Origin of the sequence: Sphingobium sp. WTD-1 (assembly GCF_030128825.1) — a bacterium.
GTDB lineage: Bacteria > Pseudomonadota > Alphaproteobacteria > Sphingomonadales > Sphingomonadaceae > Sphingobium.
The window spans coordinates 2397423-2420961 of record NZ_CP119127.1 but is presented as its reverse complement, the minus strand read 5'-3'; the positions used below and the strand labels follow the sequence as shown (position 1 = coordinate 2420961).

Below are 23539 nucleotides of genomic sequence, written 5' to 3'. Positions count from 1 at the left end.
CTCGCTATCCATCCCGTTGCCCCCGATCGCCCTGCCTATTCCAGTGCGTTCTATTCCAGCGCGTTCACGGCCGCGGCGAAGGCATCGCCGCGCGCCTCGAAATCCCGGAACTGGTCGAAACTGGCGCAGGCCGGCGACAACAGCACGACATCGCCCGGCTGGGCGATGCGCGCGGCGCGACGAACGGCGGCACTCAGCATCTCACTGTCATCGACCGCCATGTGCGGCCGCAACAGGTCGGCAAACATGTGGCCCGCCTCACCGATGGTGTAGGCATGGGCGATATTGCCATAATAAGGCGCGCATTCGTCCAGATTGTCGGACTTGGCGACGCCGCCCAAAATCCAGTGGATGCGCGGCTTGCCATCCCTGGCCGGCCAGGCGCCCAGCGCCGGCGCGGTCGAGGCGGCATTGGTCGCCTTGCTGTCATTGACATAGAGCACGCCATTATGCGTGCCCACCGCCTGCATCCGGTGCGGCAGGCTGGCATAGCTGGCGAGCGCGGCCATGATGGTCGCGTCGTCGATGTCCAATGCCCGGCCGACGGCGATCGCGACCGCGGCATTCTGGGCATTGTGCGGCCCCTGCAGCGACGGCCAGCCAAGCTGAGCCTCCGGATCGATATCGGCGGCCTTCACTTCGCGCAGCTGCGCCGGGGCCGATGCGGCGATGCCACGGCTCGGCTCATCCTCGGTCGCGATGACCGCGACATGCTCTGCAGACTGCATCGCGAACAGCCGCGCCTTCGACGCGACATAGCCGGCAAAGCCGTTGTAGCGATCGAGATGGTCGGGCGTGATGTTGAGCAGCACCGCGACATCGCAGTCGAGGCTGTGGGTGAGGTCGATCTGGTAGCTGGACAGTTCCAGCACATAGACGCCCACGCCATGCAGGTTCGGCTCCAGCGGTTCCTGACCCAGGATCGGCAGGCCGATATTGCCGCCCATCCGCGCCGGGAAGCCGGCCTGTTCGATGATGTGATGGATCAGCGCCGTGGTGGTCGACTTGCCGTTGGTGCCGGTGATGCCGACGACCTTGTGCGGCGGCAGCGTCGGCCGGGCGAGCGCGAACAGTTCGATGTCGCCAATGATCGGCACGCCGGCGATCTTTGCCCGCATCGCGATCGGATGCTTGTTGAGCGGCACGCCCGGCGACACAACGATGCCATCGAAACCGGCCAGGTCAATCTCCATCGGGTCGCCCAATTCCGCCTTGTCGGCGACGGCCGCCCGTGCTTCCTCGCGACTGTCCCAGGCGACGACGCGCGCGCCGCTGGCGACGAGCGTCTCGACCGTGGCCAGCCCCGAACGGGCCAGCCCCAATACGGCGTAGGTCTTCCCCTTGAAGGCCTGCGAAACGATCATCCGCTTACCTCAGCTTCAGCGTGGCAAGGCCGGCGAGCGCCAGCACGAAGGAGATGATCCAGAAGCGGATCACCACGGTCGGTTCGGCCCAGCCAAGCTGTTCGAAATGATGGTGGATCGGCGCCATCTTGAACACGCGCTTGCCGGTCCGCTTGTAGAAGAAGACCTGGATGATGACCGACAGTGCCTCGACCACGAACAGGCCGCCGACAACGCCCAGAACGATTTCATGATGCGCGGTGACCGCGATCACGCCGATCGTCCCGCCCAGCGCCAGACTACCGGTATCGCCCATGAAGACCGCGGCGGGCGGCGCGTTGAACCAGAGGAAGGCCAGCCCCGCGCCGATGATCGCGCCGCACAATATGGTAAGGTTGCCCGCGCCCGGCACATGCGGGATGCCCAGATAGGTGGCGAAGTCCGCGCGGCCGACCAGATAGACGATCGCCATGAACGCCATGCAGGCGATGATGACCGGCATGGTGGCGAGACCATCGAGCCCGTCGGTCAGGTTCACCGCATTGCCGAAAGCGACGATGACGAAGGCGGCGAACAGGAAATAGAAAGGCCCAAGTTCGATCGCAGGCCCATTGTAGAAGGGCACGTAGAGCGCGGTGTTGCCATGCTGGTTGACGATCATCCAGGCGGCGAAACCCGCGATCAGGAACTCGAAGGCCAGGCGCATCTTGGCCGACAGCCCCTTGTGGCTGGCCTTGGTCACCTTGTCATAATCGTCGAGGAAGCCGATCGCGCCGAAACCCAGCGTCACGAACAGGCAGGCCCAGACATAGGTGGAGGACAGGTCCATCCACAGCAGCACCGATACGACCATGGAGGTCAGGATCATCAGGCCGCCCATGGTCGGCGTGCCGCGCTTGGCCAGATGGCTCTGCGGCCCGTCGCTGCGGATCGGCTGCCCCTTGCCCTGGCGCACGCGCAGCCAGCCGATGAATTTGGGGCCGATGACAAGGCCGATGATCAGCGCGGTCGCGATCGCCGCGCCCGCTCGGAAGGACAGGTAGCGGATGAGGTTGAAGGCCCCCGCAAAATCCAGGGTCTGGGCAAGCCAGTAGAGCATCAGTCTTTATCTCCGTCGCGGGCGGCATCGCCAAGGGCGGCGACCAGGCGGGACAGCCCGATGCCATTGGAGCCCTTGACCAGGATCGCGTCACCCGCACGCATTTCCTTGTTGATCAGATCGGTGGCCGACGCGGCGTCCGGTACATGGTCGAAGGCGACAAGGCCACCAAGGGCGTTGGCCAGCGGCGCCATCTCCTCGCCCACCAATATCGCATAGTCGACGCCATTCTCGCTCAACGGTTGCGAGAGTGCGGCGTGCAGTTCGGTGCTGCGGCTGCCCAGTTCGCGCATGCCGCCCAGCACGGCGATACGGCGGTCGGCCTGCTCGCGCCCCAATTGCTTGAGCGTCGCCGCCATGCTCAAGGGGTTAGCGTTATAGCTTTCGTCGATCAGCAGCGCTTCGCCACCCGCCACCGGCAGGATGCGGCGCGCCCCGCGTCCGGGCAGGCCCGGCATTTCCGCGAGCGCCAGGCCCGCAGCGGCCAGATCGCCGCCCAGCGCCTCGACCGCGGCCAGCACGGCGAGCGAGTTGGACACCCAATGGTCGCCCGGCGCGCCGACGGTGAAGCAAAGCTCCACCCCCGGCAGCGCGGCGGTCACCAGCGTGCCGCCACCCGGCGCCGGCACGGTATCGCGCACAAAAATATCCGCCTCCGGGCTGAAGCCAAAGGTCAGGATATGATCGGCATGACGCTCCGCCTTGCCATAGAGGGTCGCGACATGCGGGCTGTCATAGGGGATGATGGCGGTGCCGCCCGGCTCCAGCCCCTCGAAAATCTCGGCCTTGGCTTCGGCGATCTTTTCCTCGGTCCCGAAAAATTCGATGTGGGCCGGCGCGATGGCGGTCACGATCGCCACGTTCGGGCGCACCTGCCGCGTCAGCGCAGCCAGTTCGCCGGCATGGTTCATGCCCATTTCGAACACGCCATAGGTCGCATCGCGCGGCATCCGCGCCAGGCTCAGCGGCACGCCGACATGGTTGTTATAGCTTTTGACCGACCGATGGACGCCGCCCGGACAGGCCCGTTCAAGGGCATGGAACAGCGCTTCCTTGGTACCGGTCTTGCCGACCGAGCCGGTCACGCCGATGATCTTCGCGTTGCTGCGCTTGCGCGATGCACGGCCCAACGCTTCCAGCGCGGCGGCACAGTCGGCTACCAGCACATGGGGATAATCGACCGGTTCGCTGACGATCGCACCGGCCGCGCCCTGGGCAAAGGCCTTGTCGATGAACTTGTGACCGTCGGTCGTTTCGCCCTTCATCGCGACGAACAGGTCGCCCGCGCCCACCTCGCGACTGTCGAAGGCGACGCCAGAAACGGCGAACGGCGCCGACACGGCGCCGCCCGTAGCGTCTGCGATCTCGGCCGAGGTCCAGAGATCGCTCAACCCGCGCACTCCCGTGCCACGGTGACATCGTCAAAGGGTAGCACCCGATCGCCGATGATCTGGCCCTGCTCATGCCCCTTGCCGGCGAGCAGAACGATGTCATCGCCCCCCGCCTGACCGATGGCCGCGGCAATCGCCGCGCGGCGCCCGCCAATTTCCTCCGCCCCCGGCGCGCCCGCCATCACGGCGGCGCGGATCGCGGAGGGTTCTTCCGAACGGGGATTGTCGTCGGTCACGATGACATGGTCGGCCAGATCGGCGGCGACCTTGCCCATCAGCGGGCGCTTGCCCGCATCGCGATCGCCGCCCGCGCCGAACAGCGCGATCAGCTTGCCCCTGGTATGGGGACGCAGCGCCTCGATCGCGGCGCGCAGGCCGTCGGGCGTATGGGCATAGTCGACATAGACGGGCGCACCCGCCTTGTTGATGACCGCGCGTTCCAGACGGCCGCGCACGGGCTGGACCCGGCCCAGCAATTCCAGCACCTTGGCGGTATCGCCGCCGGTCGCGATGACCAGACCGGCCGCCGTCAGCGCATTGGCCGCCTGATAGGCGCCGATCAGCGGCAGATTGACCTTGTAGAGCTTGCCATCGGCTTCGATCTCCAGCGTCTGGCCCAACTGGGTCGGGGTGCGGTTGGCAAGACGCAATGCCTGCCCCTGCACCCCGACGCTCAGCACACGAAGCCCCCGCTTCGTAGCCCGCTCGATCGCCTTGTCCGACCATTCATCGTCGGCCCAGATGACGGCCGCGCCGCTATCGCCCACGACTTCGTCGAACAGGCGCATCTTGGCGTCGAAATAGCTGTCCATGTCGCCATGATAATCGAGATGATCGCGCGACAGGTTGGTGAAGGCGCCGGCCGCAATCGGCAGCCCCTCGGTGCGATACTGGTCGAGGCCATGGCTCGACGCCTCAAACGCGGCATGGGTGATGCCCTCGCGCTTGAGACCCGACATGTTGGCAAGGAAGGTGACGATGTCGGGCGTGGTGAGGCCGGTCGACACCTGATCGACCGAGGTGGTGACGCCCAGCGTCCCGATCGAGGCCGACTTGTGGCCGAGCATGCGCCACAGCTGGCGCGCCAGTTCGACCGTGCTGGTCTTGCCATTGGTGCCGGTGACGGCGACGGTCACATCCGGGAATGGCGCGAAATAGCGCGCGGCCAGTTGCGCGAACAGGCGGCGGGGATTGGCGTCGGCGATATGCACCGCGCCCTCGACCTTCGCCTCCGGCCGGGCGACGATCGCGACCGCACCGGCCTTCACCGCGTCGGCAATAAAATCCTCGCCATTGACGCGCAGGCCCTGAAAGGCACCGAAGATGGTGCCCGGCGCAACCTTGCGATTGTCGATGGCGAAACCCGTCACGGACGTGTCGAGGCCGCCGTCGACATTTGCCGATTTGGCGACCTCGACGCCCAGCTCCTCGATTAGCGACCCGAGGCGCATCACTCTGTCTCCTTGTCGCCGTGCAACAGCGGCATCAAATCCGAAATATCCACGTCCCGCCGCTCGTCCGGCATCACGCCAAGCATCGGCCCGGTGCGCTCCACCACCCGCTTCACCACCGGCGCAGCCGTCCATGCAGCGGTACGCAGGCCATATTGGCCCGTCGCCTCGTCCATCGTGACGAGAACCACATAGCGGGGATTGTCCATCGGGAAGGCGGAAGCGAAAGTCGTCACCAGCGAAGTCTTGTTGTAGCGCCCTTCCTGGGGCTTTTCAGCGGAACCCGTCTTGCCGCCCACCCGGAATCCCTTGGCGTCGGCGCTACGCCCTGTACCCGCCGACACGATCATCCGCAACAGCTGGCGCATGCGCGCACTGGTCGCGGCGGAAAAGACCCGGCGCCCCTCGGGCACTTCGTCGGCCTTGAGCTTGCGGATCGTCGCCGGGCGCCAGATGCCGCCATTGACCAGCGCCGCATAGGCCGCCGCCAGATGCAGCGGGGTCACCGCGATACCATGACCATAAGAGGTCGTCATGCTGGTGATGCGACCCCAGCTGGACGGCCAGATGCCCTTGGCGCGTTCATTGAATTCGATCGGCGAGCGCTGGTCGAAATCCAGGTTCCGGAACAGCTTCTGCAGCGGCGCGGCGCCCATTTCGTCGGCGATCCGGGCGGTGCCGATGTTGGAGCTGTGGACCAGGATTTCCGGTACGTTGATCCAGCGGCCGAGCGAGTGGTCGTCCTTGATGCGGAAGCCCGCGACTGCCAGCGGCGCAGTCGCGTCATAACGCTTGCTCATCGAGGTCACGACGCCAGCGTCCATGGCGGCCGCGATCGACAGCGGCTTGAACGCCGATCCCAACTCATAACGGGCCTGCACCATATGGTTGCAGAGCGGCGATTCGGAGCAGCGCTTGCCAGCGTAATTCTGGAGCTTGTTGGGATCGAACACCGGGATCGAGGCCATCGCGATCACTTCGCCGGTATTGACGTCCATGATGATGCCGCCCGCGCCCTTGGCGCGCGTCTGCACCAGTTGGGCATAAAGCTCGCTCTCCAGCGCGCCCTGCACCCGGCTGTCGATCGACATGGCAAAGGGCTTGCTGCGCTGCGCCGGGTCAATCATCCGATCGTTGAATGCGGCCTCCACGCCCATGCCGCCCTTGCCCTCAGCATTGGGGGCAAAGCCCAGCACATGCGCGGCCAGCGTGCGCTGCGGATAAAGCCGCTCCTTCTCGCGCGGAAATTCGATGCCGATCTCGCCCAGCGCATTCACCGCCGCCACTTCCTCGGGCAGCGCACGGCGGCGCAGATAGGCCCAGCCGCGCCCCCTCAACTTCTTGGCGAACACCGCTTCGGACTCGTCCGGGAAGATTTCGTGCAGCTTGCGCGCCAGTTCGTCGGGATCACCGATCAGCTTGGACGGGCGCACCGCGATCGAATAGGCGTCCATGGTCCGCGCCAGCGGCACGCCATTGCGGTCGACAATGTCCGCGCGCGCCGGGGTGAAGCCCGACAATCCATCGCCATTGCCGTTGCCGCTCGCGAAAATGCCGACCCAGGTCAGTCGCAGGATCAGCACGGCAGTAATGACCATGAACAGGATCAGCAGCAACATCAGGCGATTATGCGCAATCGCCGTCAGGTTGACCCGCTGCCGCCCGGCACGGGCGCCGCCCGGCTGGACGATGATCGTGGCCATTAGCGACCTCCCTTTCGCTCGCGCGCCGCACGGGCGCTGAGATCACCCATGGTGCTGTCGTCCAGCAGCTTGGCATCCAGCATCGCCATGCGCTCGGCCCGGCGCGCGACCGGATTGGGCCGCGACACGTCCGCGTCGGCCTTCGCACGCTGTTCGGCCAGCTTCACCGGCGCGGTGGGCTTGGCCAGCTTCTCGACATTGTCGGCAGCATGCGCCTCGCGGATCACGGCGATATCGCTGCGGATCTGGCTGGCGGCTGGACTGGCCGGTGCGGCCTGCGGCGCGGACGGCAGGTCGGCCGGCGTCTCGACCATCGCCACCATCACCGGCGGGGCGACATAGTCCGGGCCGTTGGGCTGAACGCCATCCAGATGCGCCAGCGCCTGTTCGCCCGCCAGATACTGGCCGGCGGTTGGCGTCGCATACATGAAGTCGTCCTGGTTCCACCGCTCCAGCTGGCGCATGCTGGCGCGCGCGCTGAACTCGGTTTCCAGATAGCGGATATCACCGCGCGCCTGCGCAATCTGCATCCGCACCCGCATCACGTCATTGCGCTCGGTCGCGACCTTCAAGGAGACGAGATAGGCGCCGAGCGCGCCCAGCGCGACCAGCAATACCCAGATCAGGCTCTGCAATCTCTTGACCGCGATCATGGCCGGGCACTCCGATGGGCATTGGCAACAGGGGCGCCGGTCCGCACGGCGCTGCGCAGGGTGGCGGAACGGGCACGCGGATTGCGCGCCAGTTCCGTTTCGCCGGGTTTGACGGCCTTGGCGGGCTTTTCGAATGCAGGCGCAACCTCGGCCTTCTTCTCGGGCAGGTGGCGCGATCCGCCCGCCTCGCCGCCGCTGCGCTTGCGCAGGAACTGCTTGACGATGCGGTCCTCCAGACTGTGGAAGGTCACGATCGCAAGGCGGCCGCCCGGCTCCAGCAGCGCTTCCGCCGCTTCGAGCGCGCGCTCCAGCTCCTCCAGTTCGCGATTCACATGGATGCGGATCGCCTGGAAGGTGCGGGTCGAGGGATCCTTCTTGTCATGCGGCTTGTAGCCCAGCGCCCGGCGCACCACGGCAGCAAGCTGCCCGGTCCGCTCCAGCGGCCGCGCATCGACGATCGCACGGGCAACCCGGCGCGAACGCGGCTCCTCGCCATAGCGATAGATGACGTCGGCAATATCCTCTTCCGCGGCGGTATTGAGGAAATCGGCCGCGCTCATGCCGCCCTGGCTCATCGTCATGTCGAGCGGACCGTCCGCCTGGAAGGAAAAGCCGCGCTCGGGCCGGTCGAGCTGCATCGACGACACGCCGATATCCAGCGTGATACCCGACACGCTGCTGACACCGCGTTCGGCCAGCAACTCCTCCATCCGCGAAAATTCGCCGGGGATCAGGGTGATACCCTTTTCATCGGCCAGCACCTGCCCTTCCCGGATCGCATCGGGGTCGCGATCAAAGGCGAAGACCTGCGCGCCAGCGGCCGCCATGGCGCTGGAATAGCCGCCCGCGCCGAAGGTGCCGTCGACATGCCGCTCGCCCGGGGCAATGGCGAGCGCATCGAGCACTTCGGTCAGGAGGACGGGGATATGCTGCGCGGCGCTCACTTGCCGCCCTCCGCTGCGCGCTGCTCCAGCCAGCGACGCACCTTGTTGCGGATCAGCGCTGGGCGATCCGGGCTTTCGACCAGCGCCTCAGGCTTCCAGATCTGGAAATAACGGCCGACGCCATAGAAGAACACAACGTCGGTGATACCGGCCTCTTCCTTGATATCGGGGTGCAGGAAAAAGCGACCACCCTCGTCGAAATTCACATCCTCGATCGTGCCCAGGCGATTCTCGCGCTCCAGATCGCCGTTGAAGGGGCGATTGGCGGCGCGCGCCTCGCGCTCCAGCTCATTCACTTCCTCGAACAGGAACAGCTTATGGGACAGGCCGAAGCCGGTGGCGCAGCCATTGTCCATATGGACCGAAAGGCACAGGCGGTTTTCGCCGCCGCTCGCCAGCTTCACCTGGCGGCGCATCTCCAGGGGCAGCACGAAACGGCCCTTGCCGTCCGCGACGCTGAACGCGTTGCCCGAATAGAGAATGACGTCCGACACGCTGGAAATTCGCCCCTTTTAAGCAGGGCGCAGGCTTCCCGTCACCGGAATCGCGTTTTCGACTCCCGGCGCAAGACTCTCGCAAAGCCTGACTAACCCCAATGTTGGAATATCTACCAAGCATGAGGCGGCCTGCAAAGGGAAATATTGGGTGAAGTTGGGAAAAGCCGGTCAGAAACGGGATTAACCGTTTTTTACTCCTTTCACCAGCTTATTTTCACTTTTTGTTCTCATATCCTTCCGGCCGGAACGACGGCGAAGCAGCATCAGACCCAGTATCGCCCAGCCTGTCCCAGCCAGAAGCGCCGATCGCAGCCCCAGCCGGACATCCGCGACATCGCGCATCCAGCGGCGGCCATCCGGCATCTCCGCCCCCAGCCATTGCGCCACCAGCGCCGGCGTATCTGCGCTCCAGGCGCGCGGGTCTAGCGGCCGCGCCGGATCGGCCAGCCACAGCCGGTCGTCGATCAGGTCCGCGTCCCCCAGCAGCAGCGCCTCCCCGCGCCCGATCCGCAGCCGCAGCGGAACAGCGCCCTCCTGCCCCTCCAAGGATAGGGGCTGCATCCCGACCATCGTCAAAAGCCGGCCATCGGGCAGGAAATGGCGCATTTCCCGGTCGCGCACCGCCCCGCCCTGCACGCCCCAATGCGCCAGCAAAGGGCCGAGCGTGCCGACCATCGGTGCCCGGCGCCGGTCGCCCAGCGGCAGATCGGAGGGCCAGCGCAGGCGCGGATCGGTGAACAGCAGCAGCCGGCCGCCATCCCTGACCCAGCGGTCAAGCGCGACCAGCGCCTGCGGCGTCATCGGCCGGGACTGCGCCAGCAGCAGCACGGGCGCGCCGGATGCGGCCAACGCCTGCACATCATCGATCGGCCGCACGTCGAACCGGCTGCGCAACAGCGTCACGATCGGCGCGTCCCGCCTTGTCCCGGCCCCACCCTCTTCCCAGAAGAGCGGCAGCGCCGTGATGACAGCGAGCACCGGCCGATCAGGCCGGGAGGAAATGGGACGGACCGGCCCGAAGCCAAACAGCAGCAGGGCCACAATCACTACAGCGAGCGCCGGCAACCAACGTCGTCGCCACAAGAGCGCGCCACCGCCAGCTGCCATCAGGGCCAGCAATATCAAGCCGATCATGGCCCTGGGGTCGGGCATGCGTGCAGCGGCCAAGGCGCAGAAGAGCAGCGCCATCCCGGCACCACCCAGCCCCACCCACAGCGCATGCAGAAAGTCCTGCCGCGCCAGCCACCACCCCGTTGGCACGAGCAGCAACAGCGCCGGCCAGCCCCAGCACCATGGGTCCGCCTGCCCCGTTCGCCAGGCGACAGCCAGACCGGCGAGCAGCATCAGCGTCGCCGGCAGCAACAGGGTGAGCAACTGGGAAAGAAAGCGAACGAACGGCATCATCGCCCGTCAGGGCGTCTGCGGCGCGGGTTCCTGGTCCATCGGCTTGCGGATCTTGGGATCGGGTTGCAGATCGGGGACGATCGGCGCCATTTCCTGCGCGGGCTGCACGCCCAGTTCGGCAAGCGGTTCCTTGGGCATGGTGGCAGCGACAGCGGCATTGACGTCGATCGTCGGCACGGCCGGCGGCGCGGACGCAATATCGTCCACCCGCGCCTTGTCGATGACGATATTGGCCAGTCCGACCAGCAGGACAACGCCTGCCAGGCCAGTCAGCCCTATCTGAACGCGCTGCAGCCCCTCCTGTCGGCGGGAATGATCAGCCATGAACATGCTCTATTTTATGCCGCCGCGACCCGTGTCGGCCCGTCAATTGTGCGCGAGCCAGGGGAATATCGTCAAGCCCTTCGATTCGAGCCACTGCCGGTTGTAGAGGGTCGACAAATAGCGGAAGCCGGTATCACACAGGATTGTCACGATTTTCTTGCCCGGCCCAAGCTGTTTCGCGAGCGCAACGGCACCCGCGACATTGATGCCCGACGACAAGCCCAGGCACAGACCTTCTTCGGCCAGCAGGCGGCGAACCCATTCCAGCCCTTCCTCGTCGGAAATGCGGAACTGAGTGTCGATCGGCGCGCCTTCCAGATTGGCGGTGATGCGCCCCTGGCCAATGCCTTCGGCGACCGAATTGCCCTCCGCCTTCAACTCGCCATGGGCATAATAATTATAGAGCGCCGCGCCATGGGGATCGGCGAGGCCGATGACGATATTCTCGTCATGCGCCTTGAGGCCAAGGCCCACGCCGGCGATCGTGCCGCCGGTGCCGGCCGCACAGATGAAGCCGTCGATCCGGCCTTCCATCTGGGTCCAGATTTCCTCGGCCGTGCCGACGATATGCGCCTTGCGATTGGCGATATTGTCGAACTGGTTGGCCCAGATCGCGCCTTCCGTCTCTTCCGCCAGACGACGCGAGGTGTGGACGAAATGGCCGGGGTTGGAATAGGGCGCCGCCGGCACCGTCACCAGTTCCGCGCCCAGCGCGCGCAGCGTGTCCATCTTTTCCCGGCTCTGCGTCTCGGGCATGACGATGATCGACTTGTACCCCTTGGCATTGGCGACCAGCGCCAGGCCGATGCCGGTATTGCCGGCCGTCCCCTCGACGATCGTGCCACCGGGCTTCAGCAGCCCCTTCTCCTCGGCATCATTGACGATGAACAGGGCGGCGCGATCCTTCACCGACGCGCCGGGATTGGCGAATTCGCACTTGGCGTAGATATCGCATCCGGTGGCTTCGGACGGACCGGCGAGGCGCACCATCGGGGTATTACCGATCAGGGCGAGGCTATCTTTCTGGAGCAGCATGCACCCCGCATAGCGGAGCCGATACGTGCTTGCCAAGCAAGGGAATGCTGCACCACGAAAAGAGCCGGTTTGCTCCGGCTTTGCGCGCCGGTCGCTCGCCCCCGATCCAGGGCCTGCCCGATTCCGTGGAGGAATTGGAAAGGAAAATCGGCTATGGAAAGGCCGCGCGGCAATCAGGCCCGCTCGATACCGGCAGGGTGATGCGGCTTTCGCAGCAACAGGAACGATGGATCTGGCATGGCGGCCTGGGCGCGCTCGCGCTTGGCGTGCTGGTCGTGCCGCATCTCATCACCGCCGCGCCGCTCGACATGCTGGCCGAGGATCATCATGGCCCCGACCCGGCCGAGCAGGCGGGCGCCAATTTCCCCGGCTCGGCCTTCTTCTATGCCGAAGGCGCCTTCGATCCCGTCCCCGGCGCGCTCACCATCCAGAGCCCGCATGTCATGGGCCTGGCCGAAGTGAAGACCGCCCCCGCGACCATCTTTCGCGGCATCACGCCAACCGACAGCTATCGTGCGCTCAACTGCCTGACATCGGCCATCTATTATGAAGCCGGGAACGAGCCGGAGGAGGGCCAGCGCGCCGTCGCGCAGGTGGTATTGAACCGCGTGCGCAGCCCGCTCTGGCCCAACAGCGTCTGCGGCGTCGTCTATCAGGGATCGGAACGCACCGACTTCCACTGCCAGTTCACCTTCAGCTGCGATGGCGCCATGGCCCGCCTGCCCAACGCGGTCGCCTGGGTCCGCGCGCGCGGCATCGCCCAGCAGGCGCTGTCGGGCAAACCCTATGCCCCGGTGGGCCTTGCTACCCATTATCATACGCTGGCCGTCCGCCCGGCCTGGTCCGCCACGCTGCAGCCGGTTGCCGTGATCGGCGCCCATATCTTCTATCGCGGCATGGGCTTCAACGGCACGCCCGCCGCCTTCGGCGACGCCTATCCGGGGCGCGAACTGATATCCGGCCCTGCCCGCCGGATCTGGCCGGTCCAGCCGGTGTCGCCCGTCGAACTGATGAGCGCGGGACCGGCAACAGCCTATGGGCCCCTGCCGACGGTCGCGCCCTCCACGCCGGCGACGCAGCCCGCGCCCGCGCCCCCCCTTGCCGCGCCGATCGACAATCTGCCGGAATCAACGATCCGCCCCGAATATCGCAACAGCGGCCGGCCGCTCGGTTGAACCGCACCATCTTTTTGCGCTCGTCTGGCGAGATTATTTTAGGTTAATATCCGATCAACCAGCGAAACGCCTGAAAATAAGGGCAATTAAAATTCGCGATCAGGAGCGGAAATCGGGAACCACCCGCTTTGCCGCTCGTTCTGCATTTCGGATAGCAAATCTTTTGCCCCCCGCTCTTGCTATCCAAAAAATATGAGCCCGGAACGCATCATCCCCCCCCCGACGCGTTCCGGGCTCAGACTTTTTCGGGCTGCCCTCCCCATCGTCGAACCAGCGCCAGCCGGCGGAACCCTTCCCTTCCAGGCGTGTTCTCCAGCGGTCACCGATATGGCTCGCCATGCGGTCGGCCGATATTTCGGAAGGAGAAATCGATGACCAAGACAATCGTCACCGCCCTGCTGCTCACCGGCTCGCTGCTGGTATCCGCCTGCAATACGGTGGAAGGCGCTGGCAGGGACGTGCAGAGCGCCGGCAAGGCCGTCGAGAAGTCGGCCAACTAAAGATGGAAAAAGGCCCGCGTCTCGCGGGTCTTTTCTTATGCGGACGCTTCCTCGGCCGCCGCCTCTGCAGCGGCGCGTTTCGCCTGGCTGCGATCAGTGAACCAGATCGCGACCAGCGTGATTTCGTAAAGCAGCAGCAGCGGGATGGCGAGCATCAGCTGCGACACCACATCCGGCGGGGTCAACACCGCGGCGAGGATGAAGGCGCCGACGATCATGTAGCGGCGCATCCCCTTCAGCTGCTCGCGCGACACGAAGCCGGCCCGGTTGAGCAGCATCAGCAGCACCGGCAACAGGAAACAGATGCCAAAGGCCAGGATGAACTGCATCACCAGGCCCAGATAGCTGTCCGCGCTCGGCAGCGCCTCGACCTGCAACCCGCTGCCATTGCCCTGATAGCCCAGGAAGAAATGGAAGGCGGTCGGCATCACCACGAAATAGGCGAGGCTCGCACCCAGTGCGAACAGGAAGGGGGTTGCGATGATGAAAGGCAGCAGCGCCTTCTTTTCCTTCGCATACAGCCCCGGCGCGACGAACGCCCAGAGCTGGTTGGCGATGATCGGAAAAGACAGGCAGAAGGCGCCGAACAGCGCGATCTTGATCTGCACGAAAAAGGCTTCGTAGAGCTTGGTATAGACCAGCTTGCCGCCGGCATCGCCAAAGGCTTCCTTGAGCGGATGCACCAGGATCGCGAAGAGCTGCTCCGAAAAATAGAAGCAGATCGCCCCGGTGATGGCGAGCGCGTACACGCATTTGAGCAAGCGGCTGCGCAGTTCGATCAGATGGTCCAGCAAGGGCGCCTTGCTGTCGTCAATATCGCCGATCATGCCGCCGCATCTCCCTGCTTGGGTGCAGCGGGTTCTTCTGCGACATAGGGCGGCTTGTCCGCCACCGGCGGCGGCGCGGCCTCCGCCACATAGGGCGGCGCATCGACAGCGGGGGCCGCCGGCGCTTCCGCCACATAAGGCGGCTTGTCGTCTACAGCCGAAGCAGCGGGCGCATCGATGGCCGAACCATGCTCGATGACCTGGGTTTCGGGAACCTGGGTCTCGGGCGGATGCTCGGCCATGATGCGCTTATTCTGCTCGGCCCATTTCTTTTCCAGCTCTTCCAGCTCGACTTCCCGCACCATGGCATCAATGCCGGTGCGGAAATGCCGGGCCATGCCCTGGGCCTTCCCCACGATCTGCCCCACCTTGTAGAGCGCGCGCGGAAGATCCTTCGGGCCGATCACGATCACCGCAATGATCACGATCACCAGAAATTCGGTCGAATCGATGCCAAACATGCGCGACTACCAGCCTGCGTTAGAGATCAGGCCTTGGTCTTTTCTTCGGTTGCGCTCGGCGCATCCTGTTCGGGCACGCGATGACCCTCGATCCGGGTCGCGGGCTTTGCCGGCGTCGCGTCGTCCTCGTCGTCGGCCATGCCCTTCTTGAAGCTCTTGATGCCCTTGGCCACGTCACCCATCAGGCCGGAAATCCGACCGCCACCGAACAGCAGCATGACGACCAGGAGCACGATCACCCAGTGCATCAGCGAGAAAGAACCCATTTTCACATACTCCTGAAAGGAGGCCTTTCTAGGCCTCTTCCTCATCCTTTTCCAGAACGGATTGACCGCCCAGACCCTCCAGCGCCAAATCCACCGGATCCAGCAACCCCGCAGCCCGCAAATCGTCCAGACCCGGCAAGTCCCGGCGGCTGCTAAGGCCAAAATGTGACAGAAACTCTACGCTGGTCGCATAGATGAGCGGGCGACCCGGCACTTCGCGCCGCCCCACCGGACGCACCCAGCCGGCCTCCATCAGCACATCCAGCGTACCCTTGGCCACCTGAACCCCGCGAATCGCCTCGATCTCCGCGCGGCTGACCGGCTCATGATAGGCGATGATCGCCAGCGTCTCCATCGCCGCGCGCGACAGTTTGCGCGTCTCGTCCCGTTCCCGCCGCAGGATATGCGCCAGGTCGGCCGCCGTTTGGAAATGCCAGCGCCCGCCCCGCTCGACCAGATTGACGCCGCGCCCGGCATAATCCTGCGCCAGCCCGGCCAGCGTCGCGGGCAGGTCGCCGCCATCGCCGACATGGGCGCGCAGTTCGGCGGGCGTCAGCGGCTCCTCCGACGCGAACAAGGCCGCCTCCACCGCGCGCGCGAAATCATCCATCTCCCGGATCACCGCAACTGCTCCCATTGATCGCCCGACAGCGCCGCCCGCAGATAGATCGGCTCGAATATTCCGTCCTGCCTTATGTCCACCCGCCCCTGCTTGGCCAGTTCCAGCATCGCCACGAAGCTGCTGGCCAGCGCCGACTTCGCCATCGGCCCATCGCGATCGTCGGGCAGGAAGGATTCCAGGGTCGTCCAGTCGAGCGCCGACCCGACCAGCGCGCTCACCCGCTGGATCGCCTCGTCCAGGGTCATCACCGGCCGCACCGCGACCATATGCACCACCGGCTGGTTACGCGCGCGGATCTGGCCATAGGCCTGGATCAGATCATAAAGGCTGGCGCTCCACTTCGCCCGCCGCACCATGTGCAGCCCCTCGGGCTGGGGGCGGACGAACACGTCGCGCCCGATTCGATCGCCGGCCATCAGCCGCGCACCGGCCTCGCGCATGGCGTGCAGCCGTTGCAGCCGCAATTGCAGCCGCAGCGCCATTTCCTCGGGACTGGGTTCGGGCTGCGCTTCCTTGGGCAGCAGCATCGCCGATTTGAGATAGGCGAGCCAAGCCGCCATCACCAGATAGTCGGCCGCCAGTTCCAGCTTCAGCTGCCGCGCGCCATCGACATAGGCCAGATATTGCTCGACCAGCGCCAAAATGGAGATTTCGCGCAGGTCGACCTTCTGCGTCCGCGCCAGCGCCAGCAACAGGTCGAGCGGCCCCTCCCAGCTTTCGAAGCTGACGGTCAAGACCTCGGCGGGCGTCGCGGCCGGGGCGGTGAAGAGATCGTCCATCGCCCCCGCGTCCGCGATCAGGCCGGAACCAGCGCCAGCAACGTGTCGCGGGTCGCCAGCAACTGCTCGAACGGCGGCAGGTCGGCGACATGGGCCGAGCCCATCGCCCGATCGAGCCGCGCCCGCGCAACCGGCCTGATCTCCGGCAGCAGATTGGCGATGCCGACCATATCGTCCATCCGCCCCCAGCAATTGAGCGCCAGGTCGCACCCGGCCGCGACCACGCCGGCGGCCAGTTCGGGAATCGAGCCCTTGAGCGCCTTCATGTCGAGATCGTCGGACATCAGCAGCCCGTCAAAACCGACGCGCTGGCGAATAATCTCCTCGATCACGATCGGCGACAGGCTGGCCGGCCGGTCGGCATCCCAGGCGGTGTAGACGACATGGGCGGTCATGCCCATCGGCGCGTCCTTGAGCGCGCGGAACGGCGCCAGATCGGTTTCTAGTTCCTCCGTCCCGGCATGGACGACCGGCAGTTCCAGATGGCTGTCGACCAGCGCGCGGCCATGGCCCGGCATATGCTTGACGATGCCCACGACATTGCCGTCGGCCAGCCCCTCGATCACCGCGCGGCCAAGCGCCGCGACGCGCATCGGCTCGGCACCCAGCGTCCGGTCGCCCATGATGTCGCTTGCGCCCGCCTGCCGCACGTCCAGCAGCGGCAACGCATCGACCGTGATGCCGACCTCCGCCAGCATCAGCGCCAGAGCCCGCGCATTGGCCCGCGCCGCCGCGATCGCGCTGGACGGCGCAATGTCATAAAGGCGGTCGAACACCGCGCCGGCGGGAAAGCTGGGCCAGACCGGCGCCTGCATCCGCGCGACCCGGCCGCCCTCCTGATCGATCATGATCAGCAGGTCGTCGCGCCCGTGCAGCGCGCGCAACTCGTCGGTCAGCGCCCGCACCTGCGCGCGATCGGCGATGTTGCGCTTGAACAAGATATAGCCGGCCGGCTGCGCCTCGGCAAAGAAGGCGCGCTCGTCGGCGGTCAGGGTTTCGCCGGATAGGCCGAAGATGACGGGTTTCATGACGCCGATGCTAATGACTAAGGCGCGGGCTGTCGACGCCCGCGCCCTGTTTGGGTCAATTGACGATGATGCAGCTTTCGCCCGCGACCTTCAGCTTGCCGCAAACGGTGCCCGCCTGCCCGCCGGCGCTGGCGCGCAGACGATAGACGGTGCTGCCGCCCACTTCGGCCGGCTCGACCGACATGGCGAGCGGCGCGAGATAGGCAAAGCGCTTCGACAGGCGGCCCCAGGCATCCTTGGCGCCCGACGCGCTGCCATAGGCGCCCAGCTGGATGACGCCGCTGCCGGCTGCCTTGGGCGCGGCTGCCTTGGGCGCAGCTCTGGTCTCATCCTCGACCTTGGCGGTGACGCTCTGCGCGGGCTTGGCCGGAACAGCGGGCTTGGTGCCTGCGGGGGCAGCGCCGGTCGGGGTGATCGGTGCTTCGGGCACGCGGCTCGGGTCGATCTGGCCATCGCGGGCCACGCCCTCGCTCGCGGCGAAGCTGGCATCGCCCTCGCCCTGGAACTTCTTGGCGTCCGCTTCCTTGGCAGCGATCTTGTAGTCGCCCTGCGGCGCGGCGATCAGTTGCCCCTCGCCCGCGCCACCGCCGGTGCGGTTCTGCATCCACCATACGCCCGCGACCACCGCACCAATCAGGGCCAGCCCCAGGATGATGAGGCCGAGTAGGCGCAGCGGCGAAATCCGCTCCTCATCCGCCTCGTCGAGCGCAGGTTCCAGCCAGGGCAGCCGATCCTCGTCATCGAGGTCAAGTCGCCCGCGTGCATAGTCACCCATTATCGAAACTCCGCTCGGCTCACTGCATTTCGGTCAGCGCGACCACGCCCATCAGGGCAAGGCCGTTGCGGATGATCTGCCCGATTCCGCGGCTCAAGAAAAGCCGGGCCGAGGTGAGCGCCGGATCGTCCGCCAGCACGACGCGCGCGCGCGGATCATCATTGCCCATATTCCACCAGCCATGGAATGCCGAAGCCAAGTCATTGAGATAGAAGGCAATACGATGCGGTTCACGAGCCTGCGCCGATCCTTCGACGACGCGCGGGAACTGTGCCGCCAGCTTCACCAGGTTCAGCTCCGCCGTCCCAAGCAGGGACAGGTCGGGCGCGGGAAGGTCGATCCCGGCCTCCTCTGCACGACGGCCGAGCGAGGAAATGCGGGCATGGGCATATTGCACATAGAAGACCGGATTGTCCTTCGAGGCTTCCACCACCTTGGCGAAGTCGAAGTCCATCTGGGCATCGGCCTTGCGCGTCAGCATGGTGAAGCGGACGACATCCTTGCCCACTTCGCGCACGACATCGGCCAGCGTGACGAAATTGCCGGCGCGCTTCGACATCTTTACCGGCTCGCCGTCGCGCAGCAGGCGGACCATCTGGATCAGCTTCACGTCGAACCGCGCCTTGCCCTCGGTCAGGGCGGCGACGGCGGCCTGGATGCGCTTCACCGTGCCGGCATGGTCAGCGCCCCATATGTCGATCAGCTGATCGGCGGTCTGGGCCTTCTGGAAATGATAGGCCATGTCGGCACCGAAATAGGTCCAGCTGCCATTCGACTTCTTGATCGGCCGATCCTGGTCGTCGCCGAACCTGGTCGAACGGAACAGCGGCAGTTCCACCGGCTCCCAATCGTCGGGCAGTTCACCCTTGGGCGCTTCCAGCACGCCGTCATAGACCAGGTCATGGGCACGCAGCCAGGCCTCGGCCTCGGCCGGCTTGCCCGCCGCCTGCAGTTCGGCCTCCGACGAGAAGATGTCGTGGTGGATGCCCAGCAGCGCGAGATCGCTGCGGATCATGTCCATCATCTTCGCCACGGCAAAGGTGCGGAACAGGACCAGCCAGTCGCCCTCGGGCGCACCGACGAACCTGTCGCCATATTCGGCGGCCAGCGCCTGACCCACCGGCACAAGATAATCGCCCGGATAAAGCCCCTCGGGGATCGCGCCGACATCCTCGCCCAGCGCTTCGCGGTAGCGGACATGCGCGGAACGGGCGAGCACATCGACCTGGCCGCCCGCATCATTGATATAATATTCGCGGATCACCTTGTGCCCGGCATATTCCAGCAGGGTGGCGAGCGCATCGCCGACCACCGCGCCGCGGCAATGACCCATATGCATGGGACCGGTGGGGTTGGCCGAGACATATTCGACGTTCACGGTCGTGCCCGCGCCGAAATCGGACCGGCCATAATCGGCCGCTTCGGCATGGATCGCCGCCAGCTCCGCCCGCCAGGTCGGGTCGGTCAGGGTCAGGTTGATGAAGCCGGGGCCGGCGATGCTGGCCGCCTCGACCTCGTCCAGCGCCTGCAGCTTGGTCACGATCGCGTCGGCCAGCGCGCGCGGATTGGTGCCGGCGGGCTTGGCCAGCACCATCGCGGCGTTGGTGGCCAGGTCGCCATGGCTGGGGTCGCGCGGCGGCTCCACCGTCACCGGCTTGCGGTTGAGGCCGGCGGGCAGCGTGCCTTCAGCCTCCAGCGCGTCGAGCACGGCATCGAGATGGGCAGTGAAACGGGTGTAAAGGGACACGGGCATTTCCTTCAACTCCGTTCGCCCTGAGCGAAGTCGAAGGGCCAGGCTGAACGGAGTGAAGCACTTCGCTTCGCTCAGTGGCGGGCTTCGACTTCGCTCAGCCCGAACGGAAACAAATCAACGGGCTTAACGGGTCGCGTTATATTTGAGCTGATCCTGGGTCAGGTTGAAACCCACGAGCAGCTCGAAGCTGGTTCGCTGCAGCGCCGCCTTGACGTCCGGCTGGGCGAAGGGGTCGATCGCGGCATCCGCATCGCCTGCCTTGCGCTTCTGCGTGATCTTCTGCTGAATTTCCGGCGGCAGCGTGGCCGATGCCTTGTCGACATAGGAGCCAGCCGTGGCGGTCGCGGTCGCGCGATATTCGCCCGGCGCGAAGTTCAGCGTCACCTGGCCGATCCGCTTGGCGACGACGGCACTACCGCCCCGCACGATCGCCGAGAAATAGGGCAAGGTCACCTGGCGCGCGGCGCTGGCGTCGTTGCGACGCGCATTCACCACGAAGGTCGCCTGGGTATAAAGCTGGGCGCCATCCGAACAGGTCGAGCGCAGATCGGTGATGTTCGCCACCACGTCGATCGCGGAGGCATCGCGGCTCTGGGCCGGATTGAACAGGGTCACGTCGCCGGTATAGGCCGGGATTGCAGCCACCGGGCAAGCCGAACGCACCGTGACGATACCGCCCGTCGGGTCGATTTCCCCCCGGCGAGAACAGCCGGCAAGGGCAAGGGCGAGCATTCCGGTCAACGCAATTCGGGACAATGTCACAGGCAGCAATTCCTCAGCATGCCCCTTGGACAGAGGCGTCCGGCTTCCTTATCCATCCCCCGCCGCCCACGCAACACAAAGCGCGGTGATTTGCGTTGGCCCTTCCTTCGGGCGCGACATTGCCCTAAGCCGCGCCCATGACGCAGAGCCCCGCCCCTCGCCCGCCGATGACCCTGTTGATCGCTGCCCCGCGCGGCTTCTGCGCCGGTGTCGACCGCGCCATCATCATCGTCGAGCGCGCGATCGAGAAATATGGCGCGCCGGTCTATGTCCGCCATGAAATCGTCCACAACAAGTTCGTGGTCGACAGCCTGAAGGCCAAGGGCGCGATCTTCGTCGAGGAACTGGACCAGGTGCCCGACGGCGTGCCGGTCGTCTTTTCCGCCCATGGCGTGCCCAAGGCGGTGCCGGCCAAGGCGGAGGAGCGCGGCCTCGACTATCTCGACGCAACCTGCCCGCTGGTCAGCAAGGTGCATCGCCAGGCCGAACGCATGGTGACCGCCGGCCGCCACATATTGTTCATCGGCCACAAGGGCCATCCGGAGGTGATCGGCACCTTCGGCCAGGTGCCCGACGGCACGATGACGCTGATCGAGACGGTCGAGGATGCCGAGGCGCTGGCGCCCGCCGACGCCGACAACCTCGCCTTCCTGACCCAGACCACCCTGTCGGTCGACGACACCGCCGCGATCGTCGCCACGCTGGAGCGCCGCTTCCCCTCGATCATCGCGCCCAAGGGCGAGGATATCTGTTATGCGACGTCGAACCGCCAGACGGCGGTCAAGGCGATCGCCGCCCGCTGTGACGCCGTCTATGTGATCGGCGCGCCCAACAGTTCCAACTCGCTGCGCCTGGTCGAGGTCGCCGAGCGCGAGGGCACCCCCGCGCGCCTGATCCAGCGCGCCGACGAGATCGACTTTGCCTGGCTGGAGGGGGTAACGACGCTGGGCCTCACCGCCGGTGCCTCCGCGCCCGAAATACTGGTGCGCGAAGTCGTCGACCGGATCGCCGAGCGCTTCGTCGTCACCGAGGAGCAAGTGGAAACGGCGCAGGAGACGATATCCTTCAAGCTGCCGCGCGGACTGGAGGTCGCATAACCCCCATGGCCGTTTATACGCACGTTCCCGCCGAAGAGATTGACGCCTTCCTCACCCGCTATGATGCCGGCCGGCTGGTGTCCGCCAAGGGCATCGCTGAAGGCGTGGAAAACAGCAATTATCTGCTCGAAACCACTGGCGCCGACGGCAACGGTCACCGCTATATCCTGACCCTCTATGAAAAGCGGGTGGATGAGGCGGACCTGCCCTTCTTCATGGACCTGCTCGACCATCTCGGTGCGCGCGGCTGTCTGGTGCCGCGCTTCATCGCCGACACCGATGGCAAGCGGCTGCAACAGCTGGGCGGGCGCCCGGCCTGCCTGATCGAGTTCCTGACCGGCATATCGGTGACCGAACCGACCCCGCCCCAGGCGCGCGCCTGCGGCGTGGCGCTGGGCGAACTGCACAAGGCGGCACAGGGTTTTGCCGGCGAACGGCGCAATGCGCTCGACAAGGATGGCTGGCACGCGCTGGCGGCCAAGTGTGGCGATGATTTCGACCAGATCGCGCCGGGCCTTGGCGCCCGCGTGGCGGAGGAACTGGCCTTTCTCGACGCCCATTGGCCCGCCGACCTGCCCCGTTCGGTGATCCATGCCGACCTGTTCCCGGACAATGTCCTGATGCTGGGCGATGAAGTCACCGGCCTCATCGACTTCTATTTCAGCTGCACCGACATTCGCGCCTATGACCTGGCCGTCACCCACAGCGCCTGGTGCTTCAGCAATGACGGCGCCACCTGGTTTGGCGACCGCGCGGCCGCGATCGGCGCAGGCTATGCCGCCGCCCATGGCCTGACCGACGCGGAACGCGCCGCCTTCCCGATCCTGTGCCGCGGCGCAGCGCTGCGCTTCCTGCTGACCCGCGCCTATGACTGGATCAACACGCCTGCCGACGCGCTGGTGACGCGCAAGGATCCGCTCGCCTATCTGCGCCGCATGGATTTCTACGCCAAGGCCGACCCGGCGGAGCTGCTCGGCGCATGAGCGACCTGCCCCAAGTCCAGATCTTCACCGATGGCGCGTGCAAGGGCAATCCCGGCCCCGGCGGCTGGGGCGCGGTGCTGCGCTTTGGCGACCAGGAGAAGGAAATCTCCGGCGGCGAGGCGATGACCACCAACAACCGCATGGAGATGATGGCCGCGGTCGAGGCGCTCAACACGCTCAAGAAGCCGTGCCAGGTGACGCTCTACACCGACAGCAAATATGTGATGGACGGCATCACCAAATGGATCTTCGGCTGGCAGAAGCGCGGCTGGAAGACCGCCGACAACAAGCCGGTCAAGAATGTCGAGATCTGGCAGGAACTGGTGAAGGCCGCCGCCCGGCACAAGCTGACATGGCAATGGGTCAAGGGCCATGCCGGCCACCCGGAAAATGAGCGGGCCGACGCGCTGGCCTGCGCCGCGGCGGAAAGCTTCCGCAAATAGGGACGGACGGGGAGGTCACCCTCCCCGCACCGTGCAGCTTATTCGGCTTCTTCGATCGGCGCGCCGGGGCCGTTCTTCAGGATCGACTCGATCGCATTCTTCGCGCTCGCCTTGGAGCTGTAGCCCTCGGTCCAGAAGATGATCTCGGCATTATATTTGAACTTGGCCACGAACTCGCCGGCCTTGTTCTTTTCGATCACGAACTTGTGCGCCATCATGCTCTC

At 65.8% G+C, this 23539-nt stretch carries 26 protein-coding genes; 5 read left to right on the top strand and 21 right to left on the bottom strand.

The genetic code is table 11. The annotated features are described in order from the left end of the window. Nucleotides 1-50: 50 nt before the first annotated feature. The 11 genes from murD to N6H05_RS12035 form a co-directional block, all read right to left on the bottom strand. Entirely contained in the window at nucleotides 51-1364 is a 1314-nt protein-coding gene (gene murD, locus N6H05_RS12085; RefSeq protein ID WP_284114048.1) for a UDP-N-acetylmuramoyl-L-alanine--D-glutamate ligase, read from the bottom strand. 4 nt (nucleotides 1365-1368) lie between these two features. Continuing rightward, nucleotides 1369-2442, bottom strand: a complete 1074-nt coding sequence (mraY, locus tag N6H05_RS12080; protein ID WP_017501213.1) for a phospho-N-acetylmuramoyl-pentapeptide-transferase — start codon at nucleotides 2440-2442, stop codon at nucleotides 1369-1371. Then, nucleotides 2442-3833, bottom strand: coding sequence for a UDP-N-acetylmuramoyl-tripeptide--D-alanyl-D-alanine ligase (locus N6H05_RS12075; protein ID WP_284114047.1), 1392 nt, complete (start codon nucleotides 3831-3833; stop codon nucleotides 2442-2444). The genes mraY and N6H05_RS12075 overlap by 1 nt, the downstream gene beginning before the upstream one ends. Then, complete coding sequence (locus tag N6H05_RS12070) at nucleotides 3830-5284, bottom strand: UDP-N-acetylmuramoyl-L-alanyl-D-glutamate--2,6-diaminopimelate ligase (RefSeq protein WP_284114218.1); 1455 nt, start codon at nucleotides 5282-5284, stop codon at nucleotides 3830-3832. The genes N6H05_RS12075 and N6H05_RS12070 overlap by 4 nt, the downstream gene beginning before the upstream one ends. Beyond that, a complete protein-coding gene (locus N6H05_RS12065; RefSeq protein WP_284114046.1) occupies nucleotides 5284-6987 on the bottom strand; it encodes a peptidoglycan D,D-transpeptidase FtsI family protein in 1704 nt (567 codons plus the stop codon). Before N6H05_RS12065 ends, N6H05_RS12070 begins: the two co-directional genes overlap by 1 nt. Beyond that, on the bottom strand, nucleotides 6987-7640 hold the full coding sequence (locus tag N6H05_RS12060) for a colicin transporter (protein ID WP_284114045.1): 654 nt from the start codon (nucleotides 7638-7640) through the stop codon (nucleotides 6987-6989). The genes N6H05_RS12065 and N6H05_RS12060 overlap by 1 nt, the downstream gene beginning before the upstream one ends. Next, complete coding sequence (gene rsmH / locus N6H05_RS12055) at nucleotides 7637-8584, bottom strand: 16S rRNA (cytosine(1402)-N(4))-methyltransferase RsmH (protein WP_284114044.1); 948 nt, start codon at nucleotides 8582-8584, stop codon at nucleotides 7637-7639. The genes N6H05_RS12060 and rsmH overlap by 4 nt, the downstream gene beginning before the upstream one ends. Then, the gene (locus N6H05_RS12050) at nucleotides 8581-9078 is read right to left on the bottom strand and encodes a division/cell wall cluster transcriptional repressor MraZ (RefSeq protein WP_004207968.1); all 498 of its coding nucleotides are present in this window, start codon (nucleotides 9076-9078) and stop codon (nucleotides 8581-8583) included. Before N6H05_RS12050 ends, rsmH begins: the two co-directional genes overlap by 4 nt. A 183-nt stretch (nucleotides 9079-9261) precedes the next feature. Further along, nucleotides 9262-10485 (bottom strand): Gldg family protein, encoded by a 1224-nt coding sequence (locus tag N6H05_RS12045; RefSeq protein WP_284114043.1) that lies wholly within the window; start codon nucleotides 10483-10485, stop codon nucleotides 9262-9264. A 6-nt stretch (nucleotides 10486-10491) separates the two neighbouring features. After that, nucleotides 10492-10809: a hypothetical protein gene (locus tag N6H05_RS12040; protein WP_284114042.1), complete on the bottom strand. Its 318-nt coding sequence runs from the start codon at nucleotides 10807-10809 to the stop codon at nucleotides 10492-10494. 42 nt (nucleotides 10810-10851) lie between these two features. After that, nucleotides 10852-11844 carry a cysteine synthase A gene (locus tag N6H05_RS12035; protein WP_037510479.1) on the bottom strand — a complete coding sequence of 331 codons (993 nt, stop codon included), beginning with the start codon at nucleotides 11842-11844 and terminating at the stop codon, nucleotides 10852-10854. A gap of 200 nt (nucleotides 11845-12044) precedes the next feature. On the opposite strand from N6H05_RS12035, the gene N6H05_RS12030 reads away from it, so the two are divergent. Both N6H05_RS12030 and N6H05_RS12025 read left to right on the top strand, forming a co-directional pair. Next, nucleotides 12045-13019, top strand: coding sequence for a cell wall hydrolase (locus N6H05_RS12030; protein WP_284114217.1), 975 nt, complete (start codon nucleotides 12045-12047; stop codon nucleotides 13017-13019). Nucleotides 13020-13390: 371 nt separating this feature from the next. Continuing rightward, complete coding sequence (locus N6H05_RS12025) at nucleotides 13391-13519, top strand: entericidin A/B family lipoprotein (protein WP_004207973.1); 129 nt, start codon at nucleotides 13391-13393, stop codon at nucleotides 13517-13519. A gap of 35 nt (nucleotides 13520-13554) precedes the next feature. On the opposite strand, the gene tatC is transcribed toward N6H05_RS12025, so the two are convergent. The 9 genes from tatC to N6H05_RS11980 form a co-directional block, all read right to left on the bottom strand. Next, nucleotides 13555-14346 carry a twin-arginine translocase subunit TatC gene (tatC, locus tag N6H05_RS12020; RefSeq protein ID WP_004207974.1) on the bottom strand — a complete coding sequence of 264 codons (792 nt, stop codon included), beginning with the start codon at nucleotides 14344-14346 and terminating at the stop codon, nucleotides 13555-13557. Continuing rightward, entirely contained in the window at nucleotides 14343-14807 is a 465-nt protein-coding gene (locus N6H05_RS12015; RefSeq protein ID WP_284114040.1) for a twin-arginine translocase TatA/TatE family subunit, read from the bottom strand. The genes tatC and N6H05_RS12015 overlap by 4 nt, the downstream gene beginning before the upstream one ends. Nucleotides 14808-14833: 26 nt before the next feature. Beyond that, nucleotides 14834-15073: a twin-arginine translocase TatA/TatE family subunit gene (locus N6H05_RS12010; protein WP_004207976.1), complete on the bottom strand. Its 240-nt coding sequence runs from the start codon at nucleotides 15071-15073 to the stop codon at nucleotides 14834-14836. Between the two features lie 28 nt (nucleotides 15074-15101). Continuing rightward, nucleotides 15102-15683, bottom strand: coding sequence for an SMC-Scp complex subunit ScpB (gene scpB / locus N6H05_RS12005; protein WP_010336265.1), 582 nt, complete (start codon nucleotides 15681-15683; stop codon nucleotides 15102-15104). An 8-nt stretch (nucleotides 15684-15691) separates the two neighbouring features. Beyond that, the gene (locus N6H05_RS12000) at nucleotides 15692-16474 is read right to left on the bottom strand and encodes a segregation and condensation protein A (protein WP_284114039.1); all 783 of its coding nucleotides are present in this window, start codon (nucleotides 16472-16474) and stop codon (nucleotides 15692-15694) included. 17 nt (nucleotides 16475-16491) lie between these two features. Further along, nucleotides 16492-17502, bottom strand: a complete 1011-nt coding sequence (gene nagZ / locus N6H05_RS11995) for a beta-N-acetylhexosaminidase (RefSeq protein ID WP_284114037.1) — start codon at nucleotides 17500-17502, stop codon at nucleotides 16492-16494. A gap of 55 nt (nucleotides 17503-17557) precedes the next feature. Continuing rightward, nucleotides 17558-18277 carry an SPOR domain-containing protein gene (locus N6H05_RS11990; protein ID WP_284114036.1) on the bottom strand — a complete coding sequence of 240 codons (720 nt, stop codon included), beginning with the start codon at nucleotides 18275-18277 and terminating at the stop codon, nucleotides 17558-17560. A 19-nt stretch (nucleotides 18278-18296) separates the two neighbouring features. Beyond that, nucleotides 18297-20024 (bottom strand): arginine--tRNA ligase, encoded by a 1728-nt coding sequence (gene argS / locus N6H05_RS11985; protein WP_284114034.1) that lies wholly within the window; start codon nucleotides 20022-20024, stop codon nucleotides 18297-18299. A gap of 129 nt (nucleotides 20025-20153) precedes the next feature. Continuing rightward, nucleotides 20154-20762 carry a hypothetical protein gene (locus tag N6H05_RS11980; protein ID WP_010336260.1) on the bottom strand — a complete coding sequence of 203 codons (609 nt, stop codon included), beginning with the start codon at nucleotides 20760-20762 and terminating at the stop codon, nucleotides 20154-20156. A 167-nt stretch (nucleotides 20763-20929) separates the two neighbouring features. Between N6H05_RS11980 and ispH the strand changes: the two genes are divergently transcribed. From ispH to rnhA, 3 genes are read left to right on the top strand one after another with little or no spacing between them, the layout of a single operon-like run. After that, the gene (gene ispH / locus N6H05_RS11975) at nucleotides 20930-21889 is read left to right on the top strand and encodes a 4-hydroxy-3-methylbut-2-enyl diphosphate reductase (protein WP_284114033.1); all 960 of its coding nucleotides are present in this window, start codon (nucleotides 20930-20932) and stop codon (nucleotides 21887-21889) included. 5 nt (nucleotides 21890-21894) lie between these two features. Next, nucleotides 21895-22872 (top strand): homoserine kinase, encoded by a 978-nt coding sequence (gene thrB, locus N6H05_RS11970; protein WP_284114032.1) that lies wholly within the window; start codon nucleotides 21895-21897, stop codon nucleotides 22870-22872. Further along, nucleotides 22869-23315, top strand: coding sequence for a ribonuclease HI (gene rnhA / locus N6H05_RS11965; protein ID WP_004207986.1), 447 nt, complete (start codon nucleotides 22869-22871; stop codon nucleotides 23313-23315). The genes thrB and rnhA overlap by 4 nt, the downstream gene beginning before the upstream one ends. Nucleotides 23316-23353: 38 nt before the next feature. Here rnhA and N6H05_RS11960 read toward each other — a convergent pair whose 3' ends face one another. After that, a complete protein-coding gene (locus tag N6H05_RS11960; RefSeq protein WP_004207987.1) occupies nucleotides 23354-23530 on the bottom strand; it encodes a YegP family protein in 177 nt (58 codons plus the stop codon). Between the last annotated feature and the right edge of the window lie 9 nt (nucleotides 23531-23539).